At 64.9% G+C, this 26,330-nt stretch carries 22 protein-coding genes; 14 read left to right on the forward strand and 8 right to left on the reverse strand.

All coding sequences use genetic code 11. From position 1 onward, the window contains the following. Positions 1–168: 168 nt before the first annotated feature. A complete protein-coding gene (gene garL, locus L0U84_RS29305) occupies positions 169–969 on the forward strand; it encodes a 2-dehydro-3-deoxyglucarate aldolase (RefSeq protein WP_233855478.1) in 801 nt (266 codons plus the stop codon). Next, the gene (locus L0U84_RS29310) at positions 966–1,895 is read left to right on the forward strand and encodes a 2-hydroxy-3-oxopropionate reductase (RefSeq protein WP_267939968.1); all 930 of its coding nucleotides are present in this window, start codon (positions 966–968) and stop codon (positions 1,893–1,895) included. The genes garL and L0U84_RS29310 overlap by 4 nt, the downstream gene beginning before the upstream one ends. A gap of 345 nt (positions 1,896–2,240) precedes the next feature. On the opposite strand, the gene L0U84_RS29315 is transcribed toward L0U84_RS29310, so the two are convergent. The 3 genes from L0U84_RS29315 to L0U84_RS29325 form a co-directional block, all read right to left on the reverse strand. Beyond that, positions 2,241–3,539: an MFS transporter gene (locus L0U84_RS29315; protein ID WP_233855481.1), complete on the reverse strand. Its 1,299-nt coding sequence runs from the start codon at positions 3,537–3,539 to the stop codon at positions 2,241–2,243. A 45-nt stretch (positions 3,540–3,584) separates the two neighbouring features. Further along, the gene (locus L0U84_RS29320; protein ID WP_233855483.1) at positions 3,585–4,379 is read right to left on the reverse strand and encodes an NAD-dependent epimerase/dehydratase family protein; all 795 of its coding nucleotides are present in this window, start codon (positions 4,377–4,379) and stop codon (positions 3,585–3,587) included. Between the two features lie 367 nt (positions 4,380–4,746). Then, a complete protein-coding gene (locus tag L0U84_RS29325) occupies positions 4,747–5,568 on the reverse strand; it encodes an alpha/beta fold hydrolase (protein WP_233855484.1) in 822 nt (273 codons plus the stop codon). Positions 5,569–6,333: 765 nt separating this feature from the next. On the opposite strand from L0U84_RS29325, the gene L0U84_RS29330 reads away from it, so the two are divergent. The 4 genes from L0U84_RS29330 (at position 6,334) to L0U84_RS29345 (ending at position 10,269) form a co-directional block, all read left to right on the forward strand. Further along, positions 6,334–7,758 (forward strand): cytochrome ubiquinol oxidase subunit I, encoded by a 1,425-nt coding sequence (locus tag L0U84_RS29330; RefSeq protein WP_233855486.1) that lies wholly within the window; start codon positions 6,334–6,336, stop codon positions 7,756–7,758. 24 nt (positions 7,759–7,782) lie between these two features. Then, entirely contained in the window at positions 7,783–8,787 is a 1,005-nt protein-coding gene (gene cydB, locus L0U84_RS29335; protein ID WP_233855488.1) for a cytochrome d ubiquinol oxidase subunit II, read from the forward strand. Then, complete coding sequence (locus L0U84_RS29340; RefSeq protein WP_233855490.1) at positions 8,762–8,974, forward strand: hypothetical protein; 213 nt, start codon at positions 8,762–8,764, stop codon at positions 8,972–8,974. The genes cydB and L0U84_RS29340 overlap by 26 nt, the downstream gene beginning before the upstream one ends. A gap of 515 nt (positions 8,975–9,489) precedes the next feature. Next, complete coding sequence (locus tag L0U84_RS29345) at positions 9,490–10,269, forward strand: response regulator transcription factor (RefSeq protein WP_233855492.1); 780 nt, start codon at positions 9,490–9,492, stop codon at positions 10,267–10,269. A gap of 182 nt (positions 10,270–10,451) precedes the next feature. Here the strand turns inward: L0U84_RS29345 and L0U84_RS29350 are convergent, their stop codons facing one another. Continuing rightward, entirely contained in the window at positions 10,452–12,359 is a 1,908-nt protein-coding gene (locus tag L0U84_RS29350) for a hybrid sensor histidine kinase/response regulator (RefSeq protein ID WP_233855494.1), read from the reverse strand. Positions 12,360–12,670: 311 nt separating this feature from the next. Between L0U84_RS29350 and L0U84_RS29355 the strand changes: the two genes are divergently transcribed. The 3 genes from L0U84_RS29355 (at position 12,671) to L0U84_RS29365 (ending at position 18,047) form a co-directional block, all read left to right on the forward strand. Then, the gene (locus tag L0U84_RS29355; protein ID WP_233855496.1) at positions 12,671–13,462 is read left to right on the forward strand and encodes a hypothetical protein; all 792 of its coding nucleotides are present in this window, start codon (positions 12,671–12,673) and stop codon (positions 13,460–13,462) included. Between the two features lie 267 nt (positions 13,463–13,729). After that, on the forward strand, positions 13,730–17,146 hold the full coding sequence (locus L0U84_RS29360; protein WP_233855497.1) for a GMC family oxidoreductase: 3,417 nt from the start codon (positions 13,730–13,732) through the stop codon (positions 17,144–17,146). Between the two features lie 118 nt (positions 17,147–17,264). Further along, positions 17,265–18,047 carry a substrate-binding domain-containing protein gene (locus tag L0U84_RS29365; RefSeq protein ID WP_233855499.1) on the forward strand — a complete coding sequence of 261 codons (783 nt, stop codon included), beginning with the start codon at positions 17,265–17,267 and terminating at the stop codon, positions 18,045–18,047. A gap of 34 nt (positions 18,048–18,081) precedes the next feature. Here the strand turns inward: L0U84_RS29365 and L0U84_RS29370 are convergent, their stop codons facing one another. Both L0U84_RS29370 and L0U84_RS29375 read right to left on the reverse strand, forming a co-directional pair. Beyond that, complete coding sequence (locus L0U84_RS29370; RefSeq protein ID WP_233855501.1) at positions 18,082–19,518, reverse strand: FAD-binding oxidoreductase; 1,437 nt, start codon at positions 19,516–19,518, stop codon at positions 18,082–18,084. Positions 19,519–19,529: 11 nt separating this feature from the next. Then, positions 19,530–20,504: an isopenicillin N synthase family dioxygenase gene (locus L0U84_RS29375; protein ID WP_233855503.1), complete on the reverse strand. Its 975-nt coding sequence runs from the start codon at positions 20,502–20,504 to the stop codon at positions 19,530–19,532. Positions 20,505–20,743: 239 nt separating this feature from the next. On the opposite strand from L0U84_RS29375, the gene L0U84_RS29380 reads away from it, so the two are divergent. The 5 genes from L0U84_RS29380 to hutC (L0U84_RS29400) all read left to right on the forward strand — a co-directional run bounded on the left by L0U84_RS29380 (position 20,744) and on the right by hutC (L0U84_RS29400) (position 24,716). Next, complete coding sequence (locus tag L0U84_RS29380) at positions 20,744–21,571, forward strand: transporter substrate-binding domain-containing protein (protein WP_233855505.1); 828 nt, start codon at positions 20,744–20,746, stop codon at positions 21,569–21,571. Between the two features lie 93 nt (positions 21,572–21,664). Continuing rightward, positions 21,665–22,315, forward strand: coding sequence for an amino acid ABC transporter permease (locus tag L0U84_RS29385; RefSeq protein WP_233855507.1), 651 nt, complete (start codon positions 21,665–21,667; stop codon positions 22,313–22,315). Positions 22,316–22,343: 28 nt separating this feature from the next. Continuing rightward, on the forward strand, positions 22,344–23,006 hold the full coding sequence (locus L0U84_RS29390) for an amino acid ABC transporter permease (RefSeq protein WP_129960903.1): 663 nt from the start codon (positions 22,344–22,346) through the stop codon (positions 23,004–23,006). Positions 23,007–23,019: 13 nt separating this feature from the next. Next, positions 23,020–23,907, forward strand: a complete 888-nt coding sequence (locus tag L0U84_RS29395) for an amino acid ABC transporter ATP-binding protein (protein WP_326491210.1) — start codon at positions 23,020–23,022, stop codon at positions 23,905–23,907. After that, positions 23,904–24,716: a histidine utilization repressor gene (gene hutC, locus L0U84_RS29400; protein WP_233855509.1), complete on the forward strand. Its 813-nt coding sequence runs from the start codon at positions 23,904–23,906 to the stop codon at positions 24,714–24,716. Before L0U84_RS29395 ends, hutC (L0U84_RS29400) begins: the two co-directional genes overlap by 4 nt. 19 nt (positions 24,717–24,735) lie before the next feature. Here the strand turns inward: hutC (L0U84_RS29400) and hutC (L0U84_RS29405) are convergent, their stop codons facing one another. Beyond that, positions 24,736–25,527, reverse strand: coding sequence for a histidine utilization repressor (gene hutC, locus L0U84_RS29405; RefSeq protein ID WP_233855511.1), 792 nt, complete (start codon positions 25,525–25,527; stop codon positions 24,736–24,738). A gap of 112 nt (positions 25,528–25,639) precedes the next feature. Then, positions 25,640–26,320, reverse strand: a complete 681-nt coding sequence (locus L0U84_RS29410; RefSeq protein ID WP_233855512.1) for a methyltransferase family protein — start codon at positions 26,318–26,320, stop codon at positions 25,640–25,642. Between the last annotated feature and the right edge of the window lie 10 nt (positions 26,321–26,330).

Consider the following 26,330-nt stretch of genomic DNA (forward strand, 5'->3'; position numbering starts at 1 on the left):
AAACGCTTGTCGGACAGGGATATTCGGGTTTACTCGCCCGTTACAACGGAGGTCCACGGTGCTAATCTGCCGTTAGTCATACGACGACTTATAACCTCGCGTTCCGCGTGGTTTTTGACGGTCGTCGAAGCCTTTTTCCCGATCCATCGCAGTTCGAGGAGACACCGCATGCCCGCCGTCACGCCTTACGAATCCCTGCCCAACCGCTTCCGACGCGCGGTGCGCGAGGGAAAAACCCAGATCGGCTGTTGGGCTTCGCTCGCCAGCCCGATCGCCACTGAACTGCTGGGCACGGTCGGCTTCGACTGGATGCTGCTGGACGCCGAACACGCGCCCAACGACGTGCTCACGCTGATCCCGCAGTTGATGGCACTGAAGGACAGCGCCAGCGCGCCTGTCGTCCGACCACCGGCCAACGATAGCGTCGTGATCAAGCGTTTTCTCGACAGCGGCTTCTCGAACTTCCTCGTGCCCTTCGTCGACAGCGCCGACGACGCCGTCCGCGCGGTCGCGTCGACACGCTATCCGCCGCAGGGCATCCGCGGCGTGTCGGTCGGCCATCGCGGCAACCGCTATGGCACCGTGCCCGACTACTTCGCGCTCGCCAACGACAATGTCTGCGTGATCCCACAGATCGAAAGCCGCAAGGCGGTCGAGGCGATCGACAGCATCCTCGCGGTGGACGGCATCGACGCGGTTTTCATCGGTCCGTCCGACCTGGCGGCGTCGTATGGCCACCTCGGCAATGCGAACCATCCTGACGTGCAGCAGGCGATCGCGCATGTGTTCGAGCGCGCGCAGGCGGCCGGCAAGGCGAGCGGCATTCTCGCGCCGGTGCAGGCCGACGCGGAACGTTATCTGTCGATGGGCGCGCGCGTCGTCGCCGTCTGCGCGGATCTCGTGCTGCTCAAGGGCGCCGCTCAGGCGGCGCAGAAACACTTCATGCAGAAACCGGCGGGCGAGGCTTGAACGCGGCCGCCACGACATCTTCGGAGCATTCCATGAAAAAAGCAGGCTTTATCGGACTCGGCATCATGGGCAAGCCCATGGCCGCCAACCTTCTGAAAAACGGCGTGTCGCTCGCCGCCTTCACGCGTAGCGGCGTGCCCGCCGAGCTCACGCAGGCCGGCGCCGTCGCATGCGAGAACCCCGCCGCGGTCGCCGCGCACGCGGACGTGATCTTCATCATGGTTCCGGACACACCGGACGTCGAGCGCGTGCTGTTCGGCGAGAACGGCCTCGCGAGCGCGCTGCGCGCCGGCCAGACCGTCGTCGACATGAGCTCGATCTCGCCGATGGCGACCCGCGACTTCGCGGCGCGTGTGCGCGAAACCGGCGCCGATTATCTCGACGCGCCGGTGTCGGGCGGCGAAGTCGGCGCGAAGGCCGGCTCGCTGACCATCATGGTCGGTGGCGAACCGGCCACGTTCGACAGCGTGAAGCCCCTGTTCGACATGATGGGCAAGAACGTCACGCTGATCGGCGCGGTCGGCGCGGGCCAGGTGTGCAAGGTCGCCAACCAGGTGATCGTCGCGGCGACCATCGAGGCAGTCGGCGAAGCGCTGCTGCTCGCGTCGAAGGCCGGTGTCGATGCAGCGCGCGTGCGTGAGGCGCTGATGGGCGGCTTCGCCTCGTCGCGCATTCTCGAAGTGCACGGCGAGCGCATGACCAAGCGCACGTTCGATCCGGGTTTCCGCATCGAACTGCACCAGAAGGACCTGAACCTCGCGCTGTCGACCGCGCAGGCGCTCGGCGTGTCGCTGCCGAACACCGCCACCTGTCAGGCGCTGTTCAACTCGTGCGTCGCGCACGGCGGCAAGGCGTGGGATCACTCGGCGATGGTGCGCGCGCTCGAAGTGCTCGCGAATCACGAGATCGGTCAGAAGACCGCATAAGCGCGTAAGCGCACGATCGCGCGCGGCTCGAAGTTACGCCGCTGCGTTTGCTCCAGGTGGTCGATGGAGTGGACGCAGCGGCGTTTTTGCGTCTGCGTGCGGCGTTGTGTTCGGCATCGCGTGCGGCTTGTCGGGAGTGCGAGGTTTTGGGATTGGTTGTCTGGATTACTGAGGATATCGGCCGCTAATCTTGTGCGACCGAGCCACTGAGCCACCGAGCAAGCGAACCGCAGGACGACGACCACCCAAGCCCCCCCAAAAAAAAGAGGCGGCGCCCATTTCAGGCACCGCCTCTTCCCACTTCAACTGCCGGTCAAACCCGCCCGAGCCGACCCGCAACCCGTTTTACTTTGCAGCCGCCGCATCCGGCGCCGCCCAGATCGGATCCGGCAACTTCTCCGAGCTCTTGGCCATCAGGCACACCACGACCGCGGCAATCAGGTCGAACACAGCCAGCACGACGAACAGCGGGCTATAGCCGATCTGCGTGACGAGCACACCGAACAGCGCGGTGAACGCCGCGGCACCCAGATAGCCGGCCATGCCGCCCATACCCGTCGCGGTCGCGACTTCGTGTTTGCCGAACATATCCGACGTGATCGCGTAAAGTGCGCCCGACAGCGTCTGGTGCGCGAAGCCGCCGACGCACAGCAGCGCCACCGCCATGTACGGGCTCTCGACGAGACCGATGCACGCCGGCCCGATCATGAACAGCGCACCGACCACGAACACCATCTTGCGCGACGTGAACAGCGATACCTTCGCGTACTTGTGGAACAGCGGGCTCAGATAACCGCCGAGCACGCAGCCGATATCGGCGGCGAGGAACGGCATCCACGCGAACATCGCGACTTCCTTCAGGTTCATGTGACGCTCGGTCATCATGTACAGCGGAATCCACGCGTTGAACGTTTGCCAGGCCGGTTCGGACAGAATCCGCGGAATACCGATCGCCCAGAAATCGCGGCTCACCAGCATCGCGCGCCAGCTGCGCTTCGGCGTGTTGATGTCGTCGTGATGCTTCGCTTCCTGGCCGCTCAGAATGTAGTCGCGCTCGTCATTGCCCAGCAGCTTCTGGTTACGCGGATGCTTGTAGATGACCATCCACAGCACGCTCCACACGATGCCCGCGACGCCGACGATCACGAACGCGAGTTGCCATTTGCCGTGAAACAGCGCCCACACGACGAGCGGCGGCGCAAGCAGCGCGCCGATCGAAGAGCCGATGTTGAACCAGCCGATCGCAACCGAACGCTCCTTCGCGGGGAACCATTCGCTCGTCGCCTTAACGCCGGCCGGAATACCGGCCGATTCGGCGAGACCGAGGATACCGCGGAACACCGCGAGGCTGCGCCAGCCCGTCGCCCATGCGGCCGCCGCACAAGCCACCGACCACGCCAGCGCGAACACCGCGAAGCCCATCTTGGTGCCGATCGTGTCGAGCACGAAACCGGCGACCGGCTGCATGAACGCATAGCAGAGCTGCCACGCCACGACCACGTGCGAGTACTGCTCGGTCGTGATGTTGAGTTCCTTCATCATCGTCGGCGCCGCGACCGACAACGTGTTGCGCGCCAGGTAGTTGATGATCAGGCCGGCCGCGACCAGCGCGACCATCCACCAGCGAATACCCTTGATCTTCATTGCCACTTCTCCTCGTGATGCATTGCCCGTCGAATCGACCGGGACTTAAGCCTTGCGCGAATAGTCGATGCCGACGAAGCTACCGCCCTGGTAGCTCTGGCACAGTTCATCGAGCGGATTCGGGCGCGACAGGATGTCTTCGGCGTAGTCCTCGGCGTTCTGCTTCGGCTCGTAGCCGAGACGCGCCGCGCCGCTGTTGTCCCACCAGCTGCGCGTATTGGCCGACACGCCCCAGATGGTCAGGAAGCCGACGTCTTGCGCTTCAATGCAGCGCTCGAGGAAATGGAACAGGTCCTTGTGGCCGAACCAGGTGCTCAGGTGACGCTGCTCGGTCGGACGCTCGAGGCAGCTGCCGATACGCACGCACACGCTTTCGATGCCGTGCTTGTCCCAGTACATCCGCGCGAGCGCTTCGCCCCACACCTTCGACAGGCCGTAAAAGCCGTCCGGGCGCAGTTCGCAGTCGAGGCTCAGATGCTCGGTGACCGGATACATGCCGATCGCGTGGTTCGAGCTCGCGAACACGATGCGCTTCACGCCGTTGCGGCGCGCGCCTTCGTAGACTTCGACGAGACCGCGCAGGTTGTTCTCGATGATCTCGGGCAGCGGACGCTCGACGCTCGTGCCGGCGAAGTGGATCAGCACGTCCACGCCGTCCAGCAGACGGTCGACGACCGCCGGATCGCGCAGGTCGCCGTTCATCACGTCTTCACCGTCGACGAGCGGCGTCAGAACCTTGGAGCCCGCGGCCGAGCGCAACGGCACGCCGCGCGCGACGAATTCAGCACGTACCACGGAGCCGAGCTGGCCGCCGGCGCCACTCAGGGCAATCTTCTTCATAAAGGGGTTCCTTTTACTGCGCTGCGCGCGAGGTCTACAAAGGACAGACAGAGGGTTTGAGCGGCTGGCGGATCGCGCTGCGCGCGTCGCATAACACACTCAAGTTGTACGATAACGTACTATCGACGATGGACAAGCGGATTTCAACTCCGCATTTACCCTTAAATTAGCGAGGGAGAATGTCGTAGCCCTTTAAAAAACAAAGAGATACGAATATCCAGTTCGTGTGACATCGTATAACTTGAAACGGATTTTTTTGTTCCAGGAGTGGTTCACCGAACGCCGACGGGCGCGTGGCGTCCGACGCGAGCGGCGTGCATGTGCCGCCCGCGCCGTCAACAGATCACATCATTACGTTGCCGAGCGCTCAGGAGCCGATGAATTCGAGCAGGTCGGCATTGACCTTGTCGGCCTCGACCGTGCACATGCCGTGCTGGCCACCCGGATAGACCTTCAGCGTCGCGTTCTTGACGATTTCCGCAGTGCGTCGGGCGGCCGCGTCGATCGGCACGATCTGGTCGTCGTCGCCGTGCAGCACCAGGGTCGGCACGTCGATCTTCTTCAGATCTTCGGTGTAGTCGACTTCGGAGAACTGCTTGATGCAGTCGTACAGCCCCTTGATCGAGCCGGCCATGCCCTGTCGCCAGAACGAATCGATCACGCCCTGCGACACCTTCGCGCCCGCCCGGTTGTAGCCGTAGAACGGCACGGCCAGATCCTTGAAGAACTGCGAGCGATCGTCGGCGACACCCTTGCGGATGCCGTCGAACACATCGATTGGCAGGCCGAGCGGATTGTCGGCGGTCTTCAGCATCAGCGGCGGCACCGCGCCGATCAGCACGGCCTTCGCGACCCGCCCCGTGCCATGCCGGCCGATGTAATGCGCGACTTCACCGCCGCCGGTCGAATGGCCGACCAGCGTCGCGTCCTGCAGGTCGAGATGTTCGATCAGAGAGGCGAGGTCGTCGGCGTAGGTGTCCATCTCATTGCCGTCCCACGGTTGCTCCGAGCGGCCATGACCGCGCCGGTCGTGCGCGATCACGCGAAAGCCCTTGCTGCCGAGAAACAGCATCTGCGCATCCCACGCATCGGCGCTCAGCGGCCAGCCGTGCGAAAACACGACCGGGCGGCCACGGCCCCAGTCCTTGTAGAAAATCGAGGTACCGTCTTTCGTCCTGATCGTGCTCATCTACTGACTCCTTGTCGATGAAGTCTGCCGTCGCCGGCAGGTGAATGAAGCGGAAGCTGCTCACGAAGCATGCGCGCGACGCATGACAGAACGCCGCGCGAATTCGGCAATGAATCACGGAAACTACGGAAACGGCCGCAAATACCATGGGCAAGCCATGGCATGGCGAAAACCGGCACAGCGGCCCGCGCCATTGCGGCGCGGCAATGGCATGGAGAGAAATGCCGCCGTGGACTTACATCGCCAATGACACCATCAATAACGCGGCAGAACGGCTAACGCAAATGCAGCGAATACCAAACCAATCGCGAACGGCTAATGCGCAACGAATAGTGAAGAGAAAAAGCTGAAACGGCCAGGCGGCAGCGTGCATCGTAAAAGTAAAGAAATCGCCTGACTAGCGCGCGAACCGACGAAGTCGGTTTGGATGGATCGATTGTCGGCTGGCGACGGACAACGGGCCCGCATCCTTGCCGCGCAAGGCCGTGCGAAACACCTTGCTGCAGCGCGGTCGATTGACGCAGCCCGCGCCGCGACGCACGCACGACCACGCATCAGCTGCAAAAAGAAACTTGATACCCATCAACGGCTTGCCCGATCAATAAGCGCATTCCACATAAAACAAGGCGGTTTTTTGACGCACATCGCATTGCAACACTTTTTGTTTCGATCCCCTACTCTTGCGCCATCTGCCCAGCGCAGTGCGCACCGACATCGGTCGACGCGCGTAAGTCCGCTCTCGCGGCGATCACGCACAACAGGATCATGAACTCCGCACTATCGGCATTCGATCTCGCGCGCATTCAATTCGCGTTCACCGTTTCTTTTCACATCGTCTTCCCCGCACTCAGCATCGGTCTCGCCAGTTTCATCGCCGTTCTCGAATGGCGTTGGCTAAAAACCGGCAAGGCCTACTACAAAGATCTTTGTCTGTTCTGGTCGAAGATCTTCGCAGTGGCCTTCGGCATGGGCGTCGTCTCCGGCGTCGTGATGAGCTATCAGTTCGGCACCAACTGGTCGGGCTTCTCGAGTTTCGCCGGGCCCATCACCGGTCCGCTGCTGATGTACGAGGTGATGACCGCGTTCTTTCTCGAAGCGGGCTTCCTCGGCATCATGCTGTTCGGCTGGCAGCGCGTGAGTCCGCGCGCGCACTTCGGCGCGACGCTGATGGTCGCGCTCGGCACGCTGATCTCGACCTTCTGGATTCTCGCGTCCAATAGCTGGATGCAGACGCCCCAGGGCTTCGAGGTCGTCGACGGTCATGTCGTGCCGCTCGACTGGTTCAAGATCATCTTCAATCCGTCGTTCCCGTACCGGCTCGCGCACATGGCGCTCGCGGCGTTCATCGTCGCGGGGCTGGTGGTCGCGGCGGTCGGCGCGTGGCATTTGCTGCGCGGCCGACGCGATCCCGCCGTCAAGAAGATGTTCTCGATGGCGCTGTGGCTGCTGCTGATTCTCACGCCGATCCAGGCATTCGTCGGCGATCAGCATGGCCTGAACACGCGCGAATATCAGCCGGCGAAGATCGCGGCGATCGAAGGCTTGTGGGACACCGAAAAAGGCGGCACCGCGCTGAACCTGTTCGGCATCCCCGACATGAAGGCCGAAACCACGCGCTACGCGGTATCGGTGCCGCACCTCGGCAGCCTGATCCTCACGCATAGCTGGGACGGTGAAATCCGCGGGCTCAAAGAGTTTGCGCCGCAGGACCGGCCGGATTCGACCGTCGTGTTCTGGAGCTTCCGCATCATGGCCGGCCTTGGCGTGCTGATGATCGCGATGTCGATCGCGGCCTGGGTCTTACACCGCCGTGGGCGCCTGTTCGAAGCGAAGTGGTTTCAGCGGCTGTGCGTCGCGATGGGGCCGAGCGGCTTCATCACGCTGCTGGCCGGCTGGGTCACCACCGAAGCGGGCCGTCAGCCGTGGGTCGTGTACGGCGTGATGCGCACGTCGCAGGCGGTGTCGCCGCTGACCACGCAGCAGGTCGGTCTGTCGCTGATGACGTTCGTGGCCGTCTACTTCCTCGTGTTCGGCACCGGCATCTACTACATGCTGAAGCTGATGCGCTCGGGTCCCGCGCTGCCAGGCGGCAAGTCTCACGACATCCCGCACGGCCTGCCGCAGCCGATGCCCGCGCAGACCGCGCGCCGCCCGCTGTCCGCCGCCGATCAGATGATCGACGCCGTCTAACCCACGCTTCGAGAGAAAGAAAAAATGGACGTAACCGTCGTATGGGCCGCGATCATCGCGCTGGGCCTTTTCATGTACGTCGTGCTGGACGGCTTCGACCTCGGCATCGGCATCGTCTTTCCGTTCTTCCCCGACGAAAAGGAACGCGACCTGATGATGAACACGGTCGCGCCGGTGTGGGACGGCAACGAAACCTGGCTCGTACTCGGCGGCGCCGCGCTGTTCGCGGTGTTTCCGGTCGTCTACTCGACCGTGCTGTCGGCGCTCTATCTGCCGCTCGTGTTCATGCTCGTGTGCCTGATCTTTCGCGGCGTGTCGTTCGAGATCCGCGCGAAGTCGCGCCGCACGAGGCATCTGTGGGACCTCGCGTTCATCGGCGGCTCGGCGGGCGCGGCGTTCTTCCAGGGCATCGTGCTCGGCGCGTTCCTGCAAGGCATTCCGGTCGCCGACGGCGCCTATGCCGGCGACGCGTTCGGCTGGCTCACGCCGTTCAGCCTGCTGACGGGCCTCGGGCTCGTCGCGACCTACGCGCTGCTCGGCTGCTGCTGGCTGGTCGCGAAGACCGAGGGCGATCTGCAGCGACGGCTGCATCGCGTGGTATGGCCGCTGACGCTGGTGCTGCTCGGCTTCATCGCGCTCGTGAGCCTGTGGACGCCGCTGATGGATGCTGGCATCGCGCAACGCTGGTTCCATGACGGGATCTTCTACCGTCTGTTGCCGGTGCCGTTCCTCGTCGCGATCTGCGCGTTCTGCATGCATCGCGCGGTGCGCGCGCGCCATCACAACACGCCGTTCATGCTGGCACTGGCGCTCGTGCTGCTCGGTTATCTCGGGCTGCTCGTGAGCCTGTGGCCGTATGCGATTCCGTCGAGCATCACGCTCTGGGAAGCCGCCGCGCCGCGCACGAGCCAGACCTTCACGCTAGCCGGCGCGGCGGTGATCCTGCCGATCATCGTCGCCTATACGACGATGGGTTATTGGGTCTTTCGAGGCAAGGTGAGCCATGGCGACCAACATCACTATCACTGAGACGCCGCGCGTCCGCACATCGGCGCCCGCTGCCGCTGGAACCGCTGCAGCTGCGGCCACGCCCAGCCGCAAACTGCCGGGCTGGCTCTGGTTCATCGCGCTATGGTGCTTCGGCGTGGCCGCTGCAGTGTCGCTCGGCTTCGCTTTCAAGCTTCTGATGAATGCGACGCTGTTCGCGGTCGGATAGCGGCCCGCGAACCCGCTTCGATCCGGCGGGCATAACCTGCCGGATCGCGCGGGAGCGCTTCAAAAAAGGTGCGCGCGGCTCGTCTACGTAGCAAGCCGGAACCTATGCGCGGGAGACCTGCCTTAACATCACGAAGCGCATCGAACGATGCCGGCAGCCGGCCACGCGCGTCGCCGCTCAGCGAAGCGGCGCGCGGCACGGCAAAGGGAGCGGGACCCCGGCGGGTTGGAACGATGCCGGATGCGGCGGTAAGTGCGACACTTCATGCGGCGAGAACCGAGGCGATGATTTCGGTTACCACCGCGGAGTAAAAAGCAGCACGAATCGCGGCATCGAGAAACGGCAATCGGATCGGCTCGTCCGGCGTCCCGAGTATCGACCAAGAAGCGCGGAAGACCGGCCATGATGCGTGTCATGAGTACCGCAGTTAATTACGCTGCAAGTGCGCACCCCGCTACGGCGAAATGTGCAACGGCGGCAGCCCTCAACGGACAGGCTCGACTCGCGGAGACATCATGAAGTTTCTTGTAGCCGACGACCATGAACTGATCCGGCAAGGCGTCAAAGGCATGCTGCGTGGCTTTGATCCCGACGCCCAGTTCGACGAAGCCGACAGCTGGGAAACCCTTGCAACCGCCGCGCGCCCCGACGCGAATCACGATCTGGCGATCGTCGATCTGCATATGCCGGGCATGAGCGGCGCGACCTCGCTCGAATCGCTGCTGAAGGCGAATCCGGCGCTGCCGGTCGTAGTGCTGTCCGCGGAGGAATCGCCCGACGAGATGCGCGCGGTGCTCGCGGCCGGCGCGCTCGGCTTCGTGCCGAAGCGCCAGCCCGCCAGCGTGATGCTGAAGGCGATCGAACTGGTGCTGTCCGGCGGCGCTTATGTGCCGATGGAGGCGCTCAGTCTGCTCGGCTCGCGCGAGACGCAGGCGGCCGGATGCGTGGAGGCCGACGCGGGTGGATCGGCGGGTGTGCCGCCCCCGAGCGGCGCCGCGCAAGCCACCCGCGCGGCGGGTCCCGGCACCGTCGCACAGACCGAGCCGGTCACCCAGGTGCCGTCGCTGCAGCCGCACCAGCAGCATCTGCTGGAGAACCTGTCACCACGTCAGCAGGACATCATGCGGCTCGTGCATCGCGGCTGGACCAACAAGATGATCGCGCGTGAGCTCGGCGTCGCCGAAGGCACGGTGAAAGTACATCTGTCGGTGATCTTTCGGGCGCTCGGCGTGCACAACCGGTCGACCGCGATCGCGGTGATCAATGGATGGCTGGAGGCGGGCAAGACGTTGTAGCGCATTCCCTGGCGCCGCGCCGTCGCTTGTCGTCGCTTGTCGTCGCTTGTCGTCGCTTGTCGTCGCTTGTCGTCGCTTGTCGTCGCTTGTCGTCGCTTGTCGTCGCTTGTCGTCGCTTGTCGTCGCTTGTCGGCCGGCGTCGGTCTGCATCACCGCGGGCCAACCCGTCTATGTTCCCGCCTCTAGGACTGCGTTTCGCTTTGCGCCCCTGAGCCCGCTTCGGTTTGCGGCGCAGTCTGCGGCGATCCGGCCGCCACGGACGACGGCGCCCGGTCCGCCTCTTCGCCCCCTTCCCCCAACACCAGCGCGCCCGCCGGCCGCCCCTTGTCGAGCTCCGCCTGCTGCCACAGCATTTCCAGCGTGCGCCGCAAGCGCGCCGGCGTCACCGGTTTGTGCAACACCGGAATCCCCTGCAACGCGAGCGCCGCCAGCTCCGGCGATGCCATATCACCGGTGATCAGCAGCGTCACCACATTGCCGTGCCCCTGGCGCGCGAGCGCACCGCGCATCGCGCTCAGCGCTTGCGCGCCGGTGCGGTGATTGGCGAGCTGGTAGTCGCACAGCACGGCGTCGGGCACGAAGCCTTCCGCGAGCGCGGCGAGCGCGCCGGCTTCGTCGCGCGCGCCGCGCACGTCGCAGCCCCAGCGTTCGAGCAGACTCGCGAGGCCTTCGAGGATCGACGGCTCGTCGTCGATGCACAGCACGCGCCGCCCCTGCGCGGCCGGGCCGCCCGCGACCGAATCGTTCAGACTCGCGACGATGCCGCTCGCGTCGCCCGCCTGCACCGCAAAGCGGAACACCGAGCCGCGCCCAGGCGCCGAGCGCAGCTGCAACTCGCCGCCGAGCAGGCCGACGAGCCGCCTGACGGTCGGCAGCCCGAGCCCGTGCCCCTGGCGCGCGTCGCGCTGCGGATTCTCCACCTGGTAAAACTCCTCGAAAATGCGCTCGTGCTCTTGCGGCGCGATGCCGACGCCCGAATCGCGCACTTCGATATAGCCGCCCTTCAGTCGCCCCGCACGTCGGAAGCCGAGCCAGATCGCGCCTTGCTCGGTATAGCGCACCGCGTTCGACAGCAGATTGCTCAGCACGCGTTCGAGCAGCACCGGATCGTCGTAGACGACCATCGAAGTCGGCGCGATGCGCAGCGCGAGCCCTTTCGCCGCGGCCTGCGGACGATACTGGCTACCGACCCGCTCGAACAGCTCGGAGAGCCGGAAGTGCAGCCGGATCACCTGAGTGACGCCGCTTTCGAGCCGGGCGAGATCGAGCACCTGGTTGAACAGCTGATTGAGCGCCTCGACGTTGTAGACGATGTGCCCGGCCGTCTTCGCGTGCTGCGCGGGCGTCGCCGCCGGGTCGTTCAGCGATGCCGCGAGCAGGCCGATCGCATGCAGCGGCTGGCGCAGATCGTGGCTTGCCGCCGCGAAAAAGCGCGTCTTCGCGAGGCTCGCTTCTTCGGCGACGCGCTTTTGCGCGGCCAGCGATTCCGCCAGGTATTGCTGATCGACACGCGCCTGCACGACCTGGCGAAACAGCTTGCGATAGCTCATCGCGTAGACATTGATCGCGCAGAAGAAGAACGCGAGCACGATCGCGAGAATCGTGCGATCGAAGGTGTGCGAGCCGAAATGCAGCACGATCGACGGCAGCAGCAGAAACGGTATCGACGTCGAAAAATTGAGGAAATCGAATCCGTTCGACATGAACACGCCGGCCGCGAGCGTCACCAGCATCACCGTATGCAATAGCGGCAGATCGGTCTGCGGACTCTGGAACGCGAACCACACCGCGAAGCCCGGCCCGCTGTAAAGCAGTACGCCGCGCAGCGCGTGCAGATAGATCCAGTCGCGCGGCGAGACCAGTTGCGGATAGCGGCGATTGCAGATCCACAGCCCGAGGCCCGCGCAATTGGCGAGCGCATAGAAAGAAAAGCACGCGATAAACAGCGGTGGCGCCGGCACATGCGGCCAGTAGATCGCCACCAGCACCGCGATCGAAAACCAGTGCGAAAAGAACGCGATCGGATCCTGCGCGTAGAGCACCCGCACGAGGTCTTCGTCGATGGCACGCTGGATCGGGTCGGCCCGCATGGGGCGGTCTCCTCTGTCGATCGGAGCAAGCGCTCCGGGGAAACCGCGGATCGACCCGGGCGACCAGACGCGCCGCCCGCGCGGTTCATTCTACGGGGAATATCGACTCTTCAGACGAATCGTCAGCAATCCGTCAGAAGGTTTACCCGGGAGTTTACCCATCAGCTAACACTTAATCCATATAGGCGAAGGCATTGTCGCGAACCATACTGCATTCACGTTTCAGCGCGGCATTTCAGCCACCTTCCCTCGCTTCGCGGCCCACGCACCGCGGGCCGCCGCGCTCCCTGCCAACCGTGACGGAGGTTTCCATGGGCGCAGTCCCGAGCTACGAGTTCGCCCGCCAACTCGACGACGCAATCCTGCCCGAACTGTGGCGCAGGCGCACCCGGCTCTCAGCGGACGAAATGGTGTCGATGGTCGAACTGGTCAAGCGCGCGTTGCGGACCTACCACCCCCTCGAACTGCAGGCGCTCGGCGAGGACAAGGAAGAGCTGGTCGCCCAGTTCATCTATGCGAAGGTGCTGCGCCTCGCGCCCGGCCACACCGAAACGAACGCGTGCGCCGACAGCGCGCCGTCCAACAGCTACGCGGTGTGCGCGTATTTCCGCCGATATCTGATCGACTGCCTGCGCAGCGCTTCCCATCAGCGCAACGTGTCGATGGAGACCGAGGGCGTCGCGCAGGAAATCGATCTGCACGCGCATGCGCTCGAAGACCCGGTGCAAAGCGTGCTGCTGCAATATGGCCTCGATGAAGAGTGCGTACGGCGCGCGGCGCGCGAGTTCATCGAAGGGCTCGACGAACCCGAGCGGATCGTGCTGGCCGGCAGCCTCGGCTGGTGCTCGGAGGGCAAAGGCGGGCTTTCGGCGGTCGCGGCTCAGCATCGGGTGCCCTCCTATCACTATCGCGCCGTCAAACTCGGCATCACTATGAAAAAGACGGCCGGCGCCGAGGAATTTTCCAACACCAAGATCGGCCGCTGGCTCACCGATGCGCTCGGCATCGAGATCGACGTCGACAATCGCGCGGCGATTCTGGTTGCGCTCAATCTGCTCGCGGCGGAATCGAGCGAGAGCGAATGCAATGAAGTGGCCGCCTAATAATTCGGACAACCAACAGGCCACATAAGAAGCGTGGCAAGAGCGCATGTCCGAGCGGCCGGGTACACCCGGCGACGGCCGGCCGGCCATGCCGCCCTGAACCTCGCACGCTACGACCTCGGCGCGCCCTTCACGGCGCGCTTTTTTTACGCCCGCTTTTTTTGCGGCGATATTCCGCCTACGATAAAAAAGCTGTCGCAGCACGCCGTCTTTGTTCCGAAGTCGCGCTTCCTTTCTTCGCATCCGATTCCAGACGAGGTGGTCCTGATGAACCGCTTATCGAGCGCGCCGACGGCGCTGCAACGGCATTACGAGGTGGTCGTGATTGGCTCGGGCTACGGCGGCGCGATCGCCGCGAGCCGCATGGCGCGCGCTGGCCAGCGCGTGTGCGTGCTCGAGCGCGGCCGCGAATTCATGGCCGGCGAGTTTCCGCGCACGCCCGTGCAGGGCGTCGAGCAGATCCAGTACAACACGGCCGAGGCACAGATCGGTTCGCCTCTGGCACTGCTCGAAGTGCACGTGAACGAGGACGTCAACGCGGTGGTGGGCTGCGGGCTCGGCGGCACGTCGCTGATCAATGCGAACGTCGCGCTCGAGGCCGATCCGCGCCTGTGGGACGACCCGCGCTGGCCGGCCGCGCTGCGCGCGGACAAAGCCGGACGCGACGACGGCTATGCGCTCGCCCGGCAGATGCTGTCGCCGTCGCCGGTGCCCGACGATTTCCCGCCGCTGCCGAAGCTGCAGGCGCTCGAAAAATCGGCGCAGGCGCTCAACATGGCCGACCGCTTCAGCCGTCCGCCGATCACGGTCACGTTCAAGGACGGTCCGAACGCGGCGGGCGTCGAGCAGCAGCGCTGCGTCGGTTGTGGCGATTGCAACTCCGGTTGCAACTACGACGCGAAGAACTCGACCCACATGAACTATCTGCCCGATGCGGTCGCCCACGGCGCGCAGATTTTCACCGGCACGGCCGTGCATTCGGTGCTGCGCGATCCCGACACGCAGCAATGGAAAGTCAACTTCCAGCTCGTGAAGCTAGGCCGCGAAAGCTTCGACGCGCCCGATCTGTTCGTGCTGGCCGATATCGTGATCGTCGCGGCGGGCACGATCGGCTCGAGCGCGCTGCTGCTGCGCTCGCACGACGCGGGCCTCAGCACCTCGGAGATGCTCGGCCAGCACTTCACCGGCAACGGCGACGTGCTCTCATTCGCGTACAACACGAAGGACCCGATCAACGGCGTCGGCTGGGGCGAGCACAAGCCGGGGCAGATTCCGCCGGTCGGGCCGACCATCACCGGCCTGATCGACAATCGCGCCGACGAGAAAGACGTCAGGAAGGGCTATGTGATCGAGGAAGGCTCGCTGGCCGGCGCGGTCGGCGAGGCGCTCGTCGGCATGCTCGGCTCGGTCGCGCCGCTCGAAGGCGTGGATCCGGCCGGGCCACCGTCGCTACTGGAGCGCATGGCCTACGACGCGCGCGCGATCGAAAGCCTGATCCGCGGCCCGTACCACGGCGCGCTCAATCACACGCAAAGCTATCTCGTGATGGCGCACGACGACGAAGACGGCCGCATTACGGTCGGCGACAAAGGCCGCGCGCGCATCGTCTGGAAAAACGCCGGACGCCAGCCGATCTTCCAGAGCATCGAGGGCGTGCTGATCGAGGCGACCAAACCGCTCGGCGGGAAATATCTGCGCAACCCGATTTCGACGAAGATCGCCGGCCGGCGCACCGTGACCGTGCATCCGCTCGGCGGCTGCGGCATGGGCGAGGACGCCGGGCATGGGGTAGTCGATCATCAGGGCCGAGTATTCAGCGGCACGGCCGGCGCCGCGGTGCACGACGGCCTCTACGTAATGGACGGCGCGGTGATGCCGATGTCGCTCGGCGTCAATCCACTGCTGACCATCTCCGCGCTCGCCGAACGCAATTGCGCGCTGCTGGCCAAAGCGCACGGCTGGACGATCGATTACGCGTCGAAGGGCACCGCCGCCGCGCCGCCCGCGCAGAAGATCGGCCTGCGCTTCACGGAGACGATGGTCGGCACCTACACGCCCAGCGTGGCCGGCGAAGCCGCGAAGAGCCCGATCGAATTCACGCTGACGGTCGAGTCCGACGATCTCGCCGACATGCTGAGCAACCCGGATCACCTCGCGCGCACCGCCGGCACGCTGACCTGCCCCGCGCTGTCCGCGCAACCGCTGACGATCAGCGACGGCACGTTCAACCTGTTCGTCGTCGACCAGTCCGACGTCGACGAGCGCAACATGAACTACCGGATGACGCTCGACGCGGCCGAAGGCAACACGTGGTATCTGACCGGCAAGAAGATCATCACGCGCACGTCGCCGATCAATCTGTGGGAGCAGACCAACACGCTGTATGCGGAGATTCGCGCGTCGGCGCAGGACGATGCGCCCGTCGTCGGCACCGCGACGCTGATCATCACACCCGAAAACTTCCTGAAGCAGCAGCGCACGCTCGAAGTCACGCACGCGCCCGACCTGAAGACGCGCCTCGAATGGACGCTGAAGTTCGGCAAGTTCTTCGCCGGCGTGCTGTTCACCGAATACGGCGGGGTGGCCGCGCCGCTGCAGTTCCACGATCCGTATACGCCGCCGCGCGCGAAACGCACGCTACGCGCGCCGGCGCCGCAGATCACCTACTTCGATACACCCGACCGCACGCGGCTCAAGCTCACGCGCTACTTCGATCCGGCCGCGGGCAAAGATTCGAAACCGATCCTGCTGATCCACGGCTCGGGCGTTTCGAGCCGCATCTTCTCGACCGATCTGATACCGACCAACCTCGTCGAATATCTGTACGCGTCGGGCTACGACGTATGGCTCGTCGATCTGCGCGTCAGCATCGAACTGCCGAGCGTGCTCGTGCCAACCAACGTCGACAAGGTCGCGCGCGAAGACATCCCCGCCGCGGTCGCGAAGATTCGCGAGCTGACCGGCGCGGCGGACATTCAGGTACTCGGCCACTGCCTGGGCGGCCTCTCGCTCAGCATGTCGCTGCTATCCGGACTCGAAGGCGTGCGCTCGGCCGTGATTTCTCAGGTGTCCGCACATCCGGTGCCGGGCACCTTGCAACGGATCAAGGCCGGCTTGCATGTTCCCGACCTGATGCAGCATCTGCGCATCCGCGACCTCACCGCCTATACGCAGGAAGATTCGTGGCCCGGGAACCTGCTCGACGAAGCGCTGCGTCTCTATCCGCTCGATCACGGCGAGGGCTGCGGCAATCCGATCTGTCATCGCGCGACGTTCCTGTATGGCCTGCTCTATGAGCATGACAAGCTGAACGAGACACTGCATGCAAACCTGCAGGAACTGTTCGGCATTCACGACATGGAGGTGTTCCAGCATCTGGCCACGATGGTGCGCGCGGGCAAGGTCGTCGATGCGCGCGGCGACGACGTGTATCTGAGCGGCGCGGACGGTATGCGAGGACTCGAAGGCATGCGTCTGCCGATCGGCTTCATTCACGGCGAGAAGAACGAGACCTATCTGCCGGTCAGCACCGCGCGCACTTACGATCTGCTGCGCGAGCGCTTCCCCGAGCAGCCGTACGAGCGGCATCTGATTCCGGGCTATGGGCATATCGACTGCATGTTCGGCAAGAACGCGGCGGTCGATGTTTATCCGCTGATCGTCAGCTATCTGAACGCGCACTGACGACGCGGCAGTGCCGATGCGCCACGCGTTATCTGCGCGTGGCGGGTTCTCGTTGCGCGGCCGTTCCGGTATGGTTGCGGTTGCGTACCGATCCCCTTTGCCCTCTCCCACCATACCGATGAAAAAATTCTTTCTGGCCTTGTTCACCGCCGGACTGCTCGGCAACGGCGTCGCCGCCACGCAAGTACAGGCAGCCGAACTTCACGTAATGACCTCGGGCGGCTTCACCGCCGCGTATAAAACGCTCGGGCCGCAGTTCGCCGCGTCGACCGGCAACACGCTCGATACGATCCTTGGGCCCTCGATGGGTCAATCGCCCGAAGCGATTCCGAACCGGCTCGCGCGCGGCGAGTCGGCTGACGTCGTGATCATGGTCGGCTATGCGCTCGACGATCTGATCAAGCAGGGCAAGGTCATTCCCGATTCACGCGTGGAACTCGCGGATTCGCGCATCGGCATGGTCGTGCGCGACGGCGCGCCGAAGCCCGATATCAGCACCGTCGAAGGCCTGAAGGACGCGCTGCTGCATGCGAAGTCGATCGCCTACTCGGATAGCGCGAGCGGCGTCTATATCCAGCGCGAGATGTTCAAGCGGCTCGGCATCGAAGATCAGGTCGGCCCGAAAGCGAAGATGGTGCCGAAGATCCCGGTCGCCTCGGTCGTCGCGAGCGGCGAGTATGAAATCGGCTTCCAGCAGGTCAGCGAGTTGCTGCCGGTCAAGGGCGCGACCTTCGTCGGCAAGATTCCGGAGTCGGTGCAATCGGTCACGCGCTTCGCCGCGGGGATTCCGGTCAACGCGCCGCATCCGCGGGAAGCGAAGGCGCTGCTCGATTATCTGGCGTCGCCGGCCGCGCAGGAAACGGTTCGTGCGACCGGGCTCGATCCGATCGCCGCGCATTGACGGCTCGGGCGGCGCACGCGCCGCCTCGTCAGCCTCAAAACAGCTTGCCCGGATTCAGAATGCCGTGCGGATCGAGCGCATGCTTGATCGCGACCATCGCGGCAAGCTCGGCCGGCGAGCGTGAAATCGGCAGGAACTCGCGCTTGAGCGAACCGATGCCATGCTCCGCCGACACCGACCCGCGCAACGGCCCCAGCATCTCGTAGACGAACGCATAGACCGCGTGATGATCGACGCCGGGGACCGAATGGCCATCGACGGTCAGATGCAGATTCGAATCGCCGATATGCCCGAAGAAATACGCTTCGTTGCCGGGCCAGCGCTGATCGAGCGCCGCGCGGCAACGGTCGACGAACCTGCCGATCTCGCCGATCGGCAGACTCACGTCGAAGTTGATCGGATCGAGCTTGATCGGAAACTCCGCGGTGCACTCGCGGATCGCCCATAGCGCGCGCGCGTCGGCAACCGACTGCGCGATCACCGCGTCGCGAAGCGCGCCCGCCTCCAGCGCATCGGTCAGCGCTTGCGCGAAGCGCTCGCCTGCGTCGTCGGCATCGAAGCCTGCGTGTTCGATCAACGCATACAGCGGATGCGCGGCGTCGAACGGCGAGCGCGCGCCGGTCAGCTTCACGCCGAAATCGTAGAAGTCCGGCCACATGATCTCGAACGCGCCGATGTCGTTGCCGAAGCGCGTCGCCAGACGCCGCAACAGGCTCACCGCGGCATCGTAATCGTCGAGCGCGACGAGCGCCGTATGTCGCGCCGCGCGCCGCGGATGCAGTCGCAGCACCGCGCGCGTGATCACGCCGAGCGTGCCCTCCGAACCGATGAACCAGTGCTTCAGGTCATAGCCGGTGTTGTTCTTGACCATCTTGCCGAGCGAGCTGAGCACGTCGCCATTCGCGAGCACCACTTCGAGACCGAGCACCTGGTCGCGCGCGGTGCCGGACTGGATCACCCGATTGCCGCCCGCGTTGGTCGCGAGATTGCCGCCGATCTGGCATGAGCCGCGCGCGCCGAGATCGAGCGCGAGCTCGAAACCCGCTTCCTCGGCGGCTTCCTGCGCCGTCTGCAACGTGGTGCCGGCACGCACGGTCAGTGTGGCCGACGCTGCGTCGAGTTCTTCGACACCGCTCAGGCGTTCGAGCGACAACGCGATATCGTTGGCGCGCGCGATCGCGCCGCCGGCGAGTCCGGTCATGCCGCCTTGCGGCACCACCGCCTGATGCGCGGCGTGGCAGATCGCGAGCGCACGCGATACTTCGTCGGTCGTGCGCGGCAGCAGCAGCGCCGCCGGACGCGTCGGCTCGTGCCGCGTCCAGTCGGTCATCGCGCGTTCGCCGATCTGTTCGCCGACGCGCACCGCGTCTGCGCCGAGCGCGGCGCGCAAGGCCTCGAGTGTCGCGGCGAGCGGCGCGCTCGCGCTCGCGGTCTGGGTCGTCTTGTCTTCAGTGACGCTCTGCTCTGTCATGCAGGAGTTCCTTACTGTGCCGTAGCGGCGAGTTTCTTGCGATAGCCCATCGAATCGTTGATGCGGCCGAGGATATAGTCGCCCGCGGCGACCGGCTGATATTTGCTTTGCGCGTCGCTCGCGCCGAGCTCACGCGGATCGACGAGCGCGCCATAGGTCGGATCGTAGAACGTCGCAATCGAATAGCGCTCGCGCCCCGATGCATTGATCACGCGATGCAGCGTCGAGCGGAAGCGGTCGTTGGTCCAGCGCGCGAGCAGATCGCCGACGTTCACGACGAAGCTGCCTTCGACGGGCGGCGCCTCGACCCACGTATCGTTGGCGATTTCCCGCACCTGCAGGCCGCCGACCTGATCCTGCCACAGCAAGGTGATGCAGCCATAGTCGGTATGCGGCGCGACGCCGAACTGATCTTCATCCGATTGCGGCGGCTGCGGCGGGTAGTAGACCATTTGCGTGCGCTGCATCCGCTTCGTGTAGCGCGGCGCGAAGAAATTTTCTTCGACGCCAAGACTCACCGCGATCGCGCGCAGCAGATCGGCGCCGCACGCGCCGACCGCGTCGTAATAGTCGTACAGCACCGGTCGCAACCCGGGCATGAAGTCCGGCCAGTTATTCGGCCCACGCAGCGCTTGCCCCGCCAGCACGTCGGGATCGTCTTCCGGCAGTTCGAGGCCGATGCTGAAGAACTCCTTGTAATCGGGCCGCTTCGCCTGGTACATCGTCGCGTCGCCCAGCGCATTGAAGCCGCGATGCCGATGATTGACCGCCGCGCGGCGTTTCGTGTCGACCGGAAACGCGAAAAAGCTGCGCGCGGCCTGCGCGGCGGCGTCGATCGTCGCTTGCGGCACGCCGTGATTGACGATGTAGAAAAATCCGATCGTCGTACACGCTTCATGAATTTCCTTCGCGACGCGTCGCAGCGCCTGCTGATCGCCCGCGCGCACGCCGGCTAGATCGATGATCGGAATGCGGGTCACGGGCATCGCGCTGCTCCTTCGAGGGTCGGTATTGCAGTGGTATATACCGCCAAAAGCGTCGCTGCAAGTTGCTTCGCGCACCTCGATATAAGGGCTTTTCTCTACTCACGCGAGCATTTATTTTTCGCCGGAAACGCGGTATATACTGCCCAGCAGGACCCGCAACGCGCGAGCTGCGCGGCGGGTCCAGAACGAAGACTTCAACGCGCCGGCAACCCAACACCAATTCGCCCCCGGAGAATCCCATGCGTATCCTTGCAGGCTGGAAATGTCGTCTGGTCATGCTGGCGCTGTGCGCGGCAAGCGTCGCCGCGCACGCCGAAGACCAGCTCGCCAAAGTGAAGAAAGCCGGCGAACTGGTGGTCGGCACCGAAATGCAGTTCGCGCCATTCGACTTCCTCGAGAACGGTCAGCAGGCCGGCTTCAACAAGGACCTGTTCGCGGAGATCGGCAAGGAAATCGGCGTCAAGGTGCGCTTCATCGATCTGCCGTGGCCGAGCGTGCTGCCCGGTCTCGAAGCGGGCAAGTTCGATATGGTCGGCGGCCCGCTGACGGTCACCAAGGCGCGCATGGAGCGCTACACGTACACGCTGCCCGTCGCCGATGCAACCGACGCGCTGCTCAAGCGCGCGAACGATGCGTCGTTCAAGCAATCGTCGGATATCGCCGGCAAGACGGTCGGCGCGGGCAAGGGCACCGCGCAGCTCGACCAGTTGAAGAGCTACGCGGCCACGCTGCCGAAGCAGCCTGAAATCCGCGAGTATGTCGACAACAATCAGGCGTACGCCGACCTTGCGGCGGGCCGCATCGCCGCGGTCGCGAACTCGATGACCAACATCGCGTACGTCGCGAAACAGCGCCCCGAAATGTTCGCGGTCGTCCAGCCGCCATTCGGCGCGAAGGTGTACTTCGCGTATGCGTTGCGTAAGGACGCCGACAGCAAGCCGCTCGCCGACGCGTTCAACGCCGCGCTCGTGAAGATGCAGAAGGATGGACGCCTCGCCGCGTTGCAGAAGAAGTGGTTCGGTGTCGCGATGGAGATGCCTGCGACGATGCCCACGCCGAATTACTGAGCGTCTCTAACGTGGGCGTCACGCGTCGCGCAATGGTTTCGCCGTAGCGTAGCGCCGCGCGCGTCGCCCCTCCCGTTCCTTCGGCCGCGATCCATGTTCAACACGACCGTCTTCCTTCAGGGCCTGCCGCTGCTGCTGCACGCGGCGCTCGCCACCGTCGGCATTTCGCTGACGGGACTCGTGATCGGCTTCTTCGTCGGCATTGGCGTGTGCACCGCGCGGCTGTCGCAGCATCGCGCCGCACGGCTCGCAGGCGGCGCCTACGTGTTCTTCTTTCGCGGCGTGCCGATGCTCGTGCAGTTGCTGCTCGTGTACTACCTGCTACCGTTCGCCGGCATCAACGTGTCGCCGATCGTCGCCGCGATCAGCGCGGTGTCGTTGTGCTCGGCCTCGTATATCGCCGAAATTCTGCGCGGCGGTTTTCTGAGCATTCCGCCCGGACATCTCGAAGCCGCGCGCATGCTTGGGCTGTCCCCGCTCGATACGCTGCGGCGCATTCTGGTGCCACAAGCATTCCGTTTGACGCTGCCGTCGCTCGTCAACGAAATGGTGCTGCTGATCAAGGCGTCGTCGCTGATCTCGGTGGTCGGCGTCGCCGAGTTGACGCGCACCGCGCAGAACATCGCCGCGAGCACTTACCGGCCGCTCGAAGCGTATGTCGCGGCCGGGCTCATCTACTTCGTGATCTGCGGTTCGCTCGCGCTGGTCGCGCATGCGGCCGAGCACCGTTTGCAGCACGCCTGAATCGACTCACGTTTAAACGAACCTCGCCATGCAAACGTTCGACCCGACCGTCATCACGCACAACCTGCAGCCGATCGCCGCCGGCCTCGCGACGACGCTCGGCTCCTGGGCCGCGGGCGTCGCGATCGGTCTCGTGATTGGCTTCCTGATCGCGGTGCTGCAACTGTTCTGCGGACGCTGGCTGCGCGCCGTGTTACGCGTCTACATTGAACTGCTGCGCGGCACGCCGTTTCTCGTGCAGCTGTTTCTGCTGTACTACGCCGGCCCGTCGATTGGTCTCACGCTCGAACCGATGACGGCCGGCATCGTCGGCCTCGGTCTCTACGGCAGCGCGTATTTCGCCGAGGCGTTCCGCTCCGGCTTCCAATCCGTGCCCAAAGGTCATCTCGAAGCGGCCTCGTGCCTCGGACTCACACGCTGGCAGGCGATCCTGCGCATCCAGGCGCCGCAGATGCTGGTGTTGATCGTGCCCGCGCTGACCAATCTGATCATCGTGCTGAGCAAGGAGACGGCCGTGCTGTCGATCGTCACCGTGCCCGAACTGACCTTCGTGCTGACCGGCATCGGCTCGGCCACCTTCGCTTTCGTCGAAACCCTGCTGGTGCTGTGCGTGTGCTACCTCGCGCTGGTCGAACTGACCTCGCGCGCGGGCATGTGGGCCGAAGCCCGCCTCGCACGCTTCATGGCATGATTCCGGAACACCTATGAACGCTATCGCCGACATGCCCTCCTCCGCGCAATCCGCCGCGCCGTCCGCCAGCGCCACGGCAAACGCAGCGAATGCAGCGCCGCTGATCGAAGTACGCGATCTGCGCAAACGCTTCGGCGACGTCGAGGTGCTGCGCGGCGTCGATCTCGAGATCGCGCGCTCGGAAGTGGTCTGCATCATCGGGCCGTCGGGCTCGGGCAAGAGCACGCTGCTGCGCTGCCTCGCCGCGCTCGAAACCTACGATCACGGTGACGTGCGCATCGAAGGCGAACTGCTCGGCTATACCGAGCGCAACGGCAAACGCGTGCGCGCGTCGCATGGCGAAATCAACCGCGTGCGCCGCAACGTCGGCATGGTGTTCCAGCAGTTCAACCTGTGGCCGCACATGACCGCGCTCGGCAATGTGATGGAAGCGCTGCTGCGCGTGCGGCGCCTGTCGCACGACGAAGCGCGCCGCCGCGCGAACGCGATGCTGGAGACGGTCGGCCTCGCGCACAAGGGCGACGCGTATCCGGCGAAGCTGTCGGGCGGTCAGCAGCAGCGCGTGGCGATTGCGCGCGCGCTCGCGATGGAGCCGCACATCATGCTGTTCGACGAACCGACTTCGGCGCTCGATCCGGAACTCGTCGGCGAGGTGCTGCAGGTGATGAAGCAGCTCGCGCGCGACGGTATGACAATGGCCGTGGTCACGCATGAAATGGGCTTCGCCGCGCAGGTCGCCGACAAAGTCGTGTTCATCGATCAAGGCCGCATCGCCGTGCAGGGCAAACCGCGCGAGGTGTTTCACGATGCCGCGCAGCCGCGTCTGCGGCAGTTTCTGCAAAACTATTTCGACCGCAATGCGTTCTGGACGCGCGGCCCCGACGACACCCAGCCGCTATGAGCACCACCGTTCGCCACAAGCCTCACGGCAAATCCTCCGCCGGCGCGAGCAGCGCCACCGCCAAAACCGCGCGCGGCGGCGACGACGTGCCCGCCGCACGCTACGAGCAGGTCAAGCAGCACATCCGTCAGATCATCGACTCGGGCGAGCGCCAGGCGGGCGACCGCTTGCCTTCGGAGCTCGACCTCGTCGCGACGCTCGGCGTATCGCGGATGACGGTCAACCGCGCGCTGCGCGAACTCGCCGATGCGGGGCTCGTCACGCGCGTTTCGGGCGTCGGCACTTTCGTCGCGCCGAACAAGCCGCAATCCACGCTATTGATGATCGCCCATATCGGCGACGAGATCCGCTCGCGCGGCCACGCGTATCGCTGCGACATGGCGCTGTTGCAGCGCGAGACCGCGTCGGTCACGGTGTCGAACGCATTGGGGCTGGCGCCGGGCGCTTCGGTGTTTCATGTGATTTGCGTGCATCGCGAGAACGGCCTGCCGGTGCAGCTCGAAGATCGCTATGTGAATCCGGCCGTCGCGCCGGATTTTCTGCAGCACGATTTTTCGGCGCTGAAGCCTTCCGAGTATCTGCTGACGGTGGTGCCGATGCACGATCTCGAACACGTGGTCGACGCGGCGCTGCCGACGCCCGCCGAAGCCGAGCTGCTCGAAATCCACGCCGAGGAACCCTGCCTGACGCTCACGCGCCGCACGTGGACGAACGGCGTCGCGGTGACGTTCGCGCGCTTCGTGCATCCGGGTTCGCGCTACCGGCTCGGTTGCCGCTTTTCGCCGAATACGTCGCAGCGCCAGGGCTGAAGCGCGCTGCAAGAAAACGCTACACGGTGCCGGCCAGATGAAACCGCGACGCCGGATGCCATAGCCGCACCGACGTCGCGACGTTCTCGCCGACCCACGTGCGCCGCCACAGCAGCAGACACGGTTCGCCGATATCCATCATCAGATGACGCCTCACATAGGCGTCGGGCTTTTGCGCATAGATGCGAAACTCGGCGCGCTGCACCGGTGCGAGCCGCACCATGTAGTGATTCGGCGTTTCGACCGAGAAGTCTTGCTGCAGGTATTCGGGGAACACTTTGGGATTGACGAAGCGGTCCTCGTACTGGATCGGCTCGCCCTCCTCGCTGTGCACGATGCACGAATGAAACGCGGGACCGCTCGCGAGACCGAGCGCTTCGAGCGCATCGGCGTCGTCGCTCGGTTCGAGCGTCAGCACGCGTGCCGAATGACGATGACCGCGCGCGGCGATTTCATCGGCGATATTGCGGATCTCCAGCACCGTCGATTCATACCGCTGCGGCGCGACGAAGGTGCCCGACCCTTGCACACGCGTGAGCACGCGCTCGGCTGTCAGCTCGCGCAGCGCCCGCGACACCGTCATGCGCGCGACGCCAAACTCCTTGACCAGCTCCGTTTCGGAAGGGATCAACCCGCCCGGCTTCCATGCGCCTTCGCCGATGCGCTGAAGCACGTAGCGTTTGATCTGCTCGTAGGCGGGCATCGCCTTGACCGGCGTGTCGCGGTCGCGCTCGCGCTCGCGTTCGGCGGAATCCTGATTCTGCTCGGCCTGTGCGGCGGGTGTCTTGTGCGCCTGTGTAGTTGTTTTCACTCCAAACCTCATCGGTGGTTCGCCGGTGGTACCTGGGGTACACCGTGGCCGGTTCTCCGGCGGCCGGGCCCAATCTTACCCGGTTCGACCGCGGCGAGACCACTGGGACGCGCTACCAGATGTACGGCACGAAACGGTAACGCACACGAGCCATGTATTGCGTGTAGCCGTCGAGCTGCCCGGCCAGCAGCCGCTCCTCGCGCACCGCGCGCCACCCCATGCCGTACGCCATCACGGGCAGTGCCACGAGCCCCCACCACGAGCCGAGCATCAGCGGCGTGCCGACGAAGAACACCAGCGCGGCCGCGTACATCGGATGACGGACATACGCGTAAGGACCGGTGTCGGCGACCTTGTGTCCGCGGCTCGCCTGGATCTTGACCACCGGCGCGGCATAGCTGTTCGCGCGAAACACGAAGCGGCACATGAAGATGCACAGGAACACGCACAGCGCGCCTAAGCCCATCAGCCACAACGGCAGCGGCGCGGACCAGCGAAACCGCATCGCGTCGAAACCCATCAGGATCAGCCAGCCGCACCACGCGGCTCCGATCGCGACCATGAACACACGATCCCAGCGGCTCTGCTGCGCCTGCACGAACGGCGCGAGCCGCTCCGCGAGCAACGCGGGATCATGACGCGCAAGCCACAAGCCGAGCCACAAACTCAATACCGCCAGTTCGAGCAGATACCACCACGCGGCCGGCCACGCGAGCGTGCCGGCCGCGCCGAACAGCAGCACGGCCATGAACGCCAGCCACGCCAGCGATTGCAGGATCAGACGCGCGACCATCGCGGCTCCC

It is taken from the genome of Paraburkholderia sp. HD33-4, from assembly GCF_021390635.1.
GTDB lineage: Bacteria > Pseudomonadota > Gammaproteobacteria > Burkholderiales > Burkholderiaceae > Paraburkholderia.

Coding starts and splice junctions, on each gene's coding strand:
- garL (WP_233855478.1), top strand. CDS start 169: ATGCCCGCCGTCACGCCTTACGAATCCCTGCCCAACCGCTTCCGACGC.
- L0U84_RS29315 (WP_233855481.1), bottom strand. CDS start 3,539: ATGAAGATCAAGGGTATTCGCTGGTGGATGGTCGCGCTGGTCGCGGCC.
- L0U84_RS29320 (WP_233855483.1), bottom strand. CDS start 4,379: ATGAAGAAGATTGCCCTGAGTGGCGCCGGCGGCCAGCTCGGCTCCGTG.
- L0U84_RS29325 (WP_233855484.1), bottom strand. CDS start 5,568: ATGAGCACGATCAGGACGAAAGACGGTACCTCGATTTTCTACAAGGAC.
- L0U84_RS29330 (WP_233855486.1), top strand. CDS start 6,334: ATGAACTCCGCACTATCGGCATTCGATCTCGCGCGCATTCAATTCGCG.
- cydB (WP_233855488.1), top strand. CDS start 7,783: ATGGACGTAACCGTCGTATGGGCCGCGATCATCGCGCTGGGCCTTTTC.
- L0U84_RS29340 (WP_233855490.1), top strand. CDS start 8,762: ATGGCGACCAACATCACTATCACTGAGACGCCGCGCGTCCGCACATCG.
- L0U84_RS29345 (WP_233855492.1), top strand. CDS start 9,490: ATGAAGTTTCTTGTAGCCGACGACCATGAACTGATCCGGCAAGGCGTC.
- L0U84_RS29350 (WP_233855494.1), bottom strand. CDS start 12,359: ATGCGGGCCGACCCGATCCAGCGTGCCATCGACGAAGACCTCGTGCGG.
- L0U84_RS29355 (WP_233855496.1), top strand. CDS start 12,671: ATGGGCGCAGTCCCGAGCTACGAGTTCGCCCGCCAACTCGACGACGCA.
- L0U84_RS29360 (WP_233855497.1), top strand. CDS start 13,730: ATGAACCGCTTATCGAGCGCGCCGACGGCGCTGCAACGGCATTACGAG.
- L0U84_RS29365 (WP_233855499.1), top strand. CDS start 17,265: ATGAAAAAATTCTTTCTGGCCTTGTTCACCGCCGGACTGCTCGGCAAC.
- L0U84_RS29370 (WP_233855501.1), bottom strand. CDS start 19,518: ATGACAGAGCAGAGCGTCACTGAAGACAAGACGACCCAGACCGCGAGC.
- L0U84_RS29375 (WP_233855503.1), bottom strand. CDS start 20,504: ATGCCCGTGACCCGCATTCCGATCATCGATCTAGCCGGCGTGCGCGCG.
- L0U84_RS29380 (WP_233855505.1), top strand. CDS start 20,744: ATGCGTATCCTTGCAGGCTGGAAATGTCGTCTGGTCATGCTGGCGCTG.
- L0U84_RS29385 (WP_233855507.1), top strand. CDS start 21,665: ATGTTCAACACGACCGTCTTCCTTCAGGGCCTGCCGCTGCTGCTGCAC.
- L0U84_RS29390 (WP_129960903.1), top strand. CDS start 22,344: ATGCAAACGTTCGACCCGACCGTCATCACGCACAACCTGCAGCCGATC.
- L0U84_RS29395 (WP_326491210.1), top strand. CDS start 23,020: ATGAACGCTATCGCCGACATGCCCTCCTCCGCGCAATCCGCCGCGCCG.
- hutC (WP_233855509.1), top strand. CDS start 23,904: ATGAGCACCACCGTTCGCCACAAGCCTCACGGCAAATCCTCCGCCGGC.
- L0U84_RS29410 (WP_233855512.1), bottom strand. CDS start 26,320: ATGGTCGCGCGTCTGATCCTGCAATCGCTGGCGTGGCTGGCGTTCATG.